Source organism: Novipirellula sp., from assembly GCF_041583735.1.
GTDB lineage: Bacteria > Planctomycetota > Planctomycetia > Pirellulales > Pirellulaceae > Novipirellula.
Genome location: NZ_JBFHFD010000799.1, coordinates 1 through 3,429 on the forward strand (window position 1 = coordinate 1; position 3,429 = coordinate 3,429).

2 protein-coding genes and 1 pseudogene are annotated in these 3,429 nt (G+C 55.3%); 2 read left to right on the plus strand and 1 reads right to left on the minus strand.

Going from position 1 to position 3,429, the window contains the following annotated elements; all coding sequences use genetic code 11:
- The coding region (gcvP, locus tag ABX962_RS32905) for an aminomethyl-transferring glycine dehydrogenase (protein WP_372725920.1) at nt 1-2,026 on the plus strand (2,026 nt) is incomplete at its 5' end.
- A 37-nt stretch (nt 2,027-2,063) separates the two neighbouring features.
- Here the strand turns inward: gcvP and ABX962_RS32910 are convergent.
- Entirely contained in the window at nt 2,064-3,083 is a 1,020-nt protein-coding gene (locus ABX962_RS32910; protein WP_372725921.1) for an ATP-binding cassette domain-containing protein, read from the minus strand.
- A 245-nt stretch (nt 3,084-3,328) separates the two neighbouring features.
- Here ABX962_RS32910 and ABX962_RS32915 point away from each other — a divergent pair.
- Nucleotides 3,329-3,429, plus strand: a pseudogene (locus tag ABX962_RS32915) (2-C-methyl-D-erythritol 2,4-cyclodiphosphate synthase); the annotation flags it as partial.

Here is a 3,429-nt window from a genome sequence, read left to right on the forward strand (position 1 = left end):
CCGGATCATCGGCGTTTCCAAAGACAGCCATGGCAACCGCGCCCTTCGCATGGCGATTCAAACTCGCGAGCAACATATTCGCCGTGACAAAGCGACCAGCAACATTTGCACCGCCCAAGCACTGCTGGCGATCATCAATTCCTTTTACGCGGTCTATCATGGTCCCGAAGGCTTGACCCGCATCGCTCGCCGCGTGCAAGGGTTCACCGCCGCATTGGCCAAGGGACTCGAGCGGCTCGGTCACAAAGCGACTCATGACGGTCCCGTCTTTGACACGATTCGAATTCGCTTGGGCAAAGGACGCACGCATGCCGCCCGCCAGGTTGCCGATGCAGCGCGCGAACGCCAAATCAATTTGCGTGAATACGATGACGGTTCTCTGGGCGTGACCCTGGATGAAACCAGCGATCGCGGATTGGTTGCGGATCTGTTAGCTGCGTTCAATTTTGGTCATTACACCGGTTTTGATATCGATGAATTGCTCGCCGAGGCGGAAGCCGAAGGACTCTGTGATCTTACGGGATTTGCCCGCACTAGCGATTTCTTGACTCACCCTGTGTTCCACACGTATCGCAGTGAAACCAAGCTGTTGCGGTACATTTTCAAGTTGATGAGCCGCGATTTGTCGCTCGCGCACAGCATGATCCCGCTTGGGTCGTGCACGATGAAATTGAACGGGACGAGCGAAATGATCCCGGTGACTTGGCCCGAGTTTGCCGAGATTCATCCGTTCTCGCCCGATACACAGTGGCGTGGCTACACTCATATGTTCCGAGAATTGGAAGCTTGGTTGTGCAGTGTGACGGGGTTTGCGGCCGTCAGTTTGCAGCCCAATGCGGGAGCTCAGGGCGAGTACGCCGGACTGCTTGTGATTCGCGCCTACCATGAGCATCAAGCGGCCAAGACAGGCCAGAAAAACGAACGCAATGTTTGTTTGATTCCGACGTCTGCGCACGGAACCAATCCCGCATCCGCCGTGATGGCGGGGATGAAAGTGGTGCCGGTCAAGTGCAACGACCGCGGCGATATCGACATGGATGATCTGAATGCCAAAGCGGTCCAGCACAGTGACAAGATTGCCTGTCTGATGATCACCTATCCGTCGACCCACGGCGTCTATGAAAGCACCGTACGACGCGTTTGTGACTTGATTCACGAACATGGTGGGCAAGTTTACATGGATGGTGCGAACATGAACGCCCAGGTTGGGTTGACCAGTCCTGGCAAGATTGGCGCGGACGTTTGTCACTTGAATTTGCACAAAACGTTCTGTATTCCTCACGGCGGTGGTGGTCCCGGAATGGGCCCGATCGGCGTGGCTTCGCAGCTCGCTCCGTTTTTGCCCGAACATCCAGTAGAGCGTCCCGATACCGCCGGTGAATTCGCGATTGGTCCGGTCGCGGCGGCACCCTATGGTAGCCCCAGTATTTTGACGATCAGCTACGTCTACATCGCGTTGATGGGCGCGTCGGGACTGAAGAAAGCGACGCAAGTCGCGATTTTAAATGCGAACTACATGGCCAAGCGTTTGAGTGATCACTACGACATCTTGTACACCGATTCCGATGGCTTCGTTGCCCACGAATTCATCGTCGATTGTCGCAAGTTCGAAAAGTCTGCAGGCGTAAAGATCGACGACATTGCCAAACGTTTGATGGATTACGGTTTCCATAGCCCAACAATGTCGTTCCCGGTGCCCGGCACGTTGATGATCGAACCGACCGAAAGCGAGAGCAAAGATGAGCTCGATCGATTCTGTGACGCGATGATCTGCATTCGTGCCGAGATTCAAAGCATCGAAGACGGCAAGATGGATGCGGACGATAACCCGCTGAAGCACGCGCCCCACACGATGGGAGCGATCGGCAGCGACGATTGGCAGCATCCTTACACGCGAGAGCAAGCGGCGTGGCCAATGGCGTGGTTACGAGACGCTAAGTTCTGGCCCACCGTTGGCCGAATCGACAGTGCCTATGGCGACCGCAACCTCGTTTGTAGCTGCCCGCCGATGGACGATTATTCGTAGCGTTACCCGCATGGAAAAGCGGGGCGACAATGTCGCGTCAACGCCCGCTGGCGGCAACGTTGGCGGCGTTTTGCAGATTGCGTTCGGACGTTTCGCGAAACAGATCGGCAATCACATCTTCCAGCGGTGGATCTTCTACCGCGACGTCTTCGATCGGATTGTCTCGCAATGTTTCTGCCAGCACTCGCGGTACATCCGCTCGATTGACTCGTACTCGGACCTTGGGCCAATTTTCGTCCAAGACTTCGCCAAACGTCGACATCGACGGACGATGTCCTTCGGCGAACTGCAACGTAATGATTTTGGAACCCGAGAATTTGTCGATGATCCCCGATAGGGATCCGTCGTACTCGATGCGACCATCGGCAACAATCACGACCCGTTTGCACAATGCCGCGATGTCTTTCATGTAGTGGCTGGTCAACAGAATCGTGATCTTGCGTTTCTCTTGGTAGTACCGCAAAAATTTCTGGATGTTGTGCTGGGCGATCACATCGAGCCCGATCGTTGGTTCGTCCAAAAACAGGACCTCGGGGCTGTGCAGCAGCGCCGCGATCAGTTCCATCTTCATGCGTTCGCCAAGTGACAATTCCCGCACTGGTTGGCTGAGCAATCGGCTGACGTCGAGCAGATCGGTCAATTCCGCAAGCGTTGTTTTGAATTGGTCGGCATCGATGCCATAGATCTGCTGATGCAATCGGTACGATTCTTGCGCGGGCAAGTCCCACCACAATTGGTTTTTCTGGCCCATCACCAAGGCGAAGCGGCGACGATAGTCGTTTTTGCGTTGCCAGGGGACGTATCCCATCACCGACGCCGTACCGCTGGTCGGATTGATCACCCCGCTTAGCAGTTTCAGCGTCGTCGTTTTGCCGGCACCATTGGGGCCAAGAAAGGCCACGAATTCACCTTGCTGGACATCCAAATCGATCCCGCGAACCGCTTCCACCTCGCTGTATTCGCGGTGGAAAAGTCCTCGGATACTCTCGGAAAGACCCTCGCGTTTCTTGTAGACACGGTAGGACTTGGTTAATTGACGGACTTCGATAATCGACATGAATACGGCTGACTCGAGCAAAGGTCGGTACATCGCGCGGAGGCTACGGTCGGTTATTGTAGGGTGCAAGAGCAAAGACTGTAGATCCCCCCACGCCGACCTCGATTCCACCCCACACTCCTGTTTGCAATGCTTTTTGGTGCCGAAGATCCGCTGGTCAGTTGGTCAGTATTTGGGGATGTTGTGTTTTCTGGCGTCGTTTTTCGTTCTCCCCCCGATTTATCCCCTCTCTGGAGTTTTCCCACATGAGCATGCCGATTCCTGCGATTCGTATTGGATTGGGGTACGATTCCCACCGTCTCGGCAATGGGGGGCCGCTGCGGATCGGCGCGATGGATATTCCGGC

What these genes read in the sequence shown, in the direction of transcription:
- ABX962_RS32910 (WP_372725921.1), bottom strand. Translation starts at nt 3,083, where the DNA reads ATGTCGATTATCGAAGTCCGTCAATTAACCAAGTCCTACCGTGTCTAC.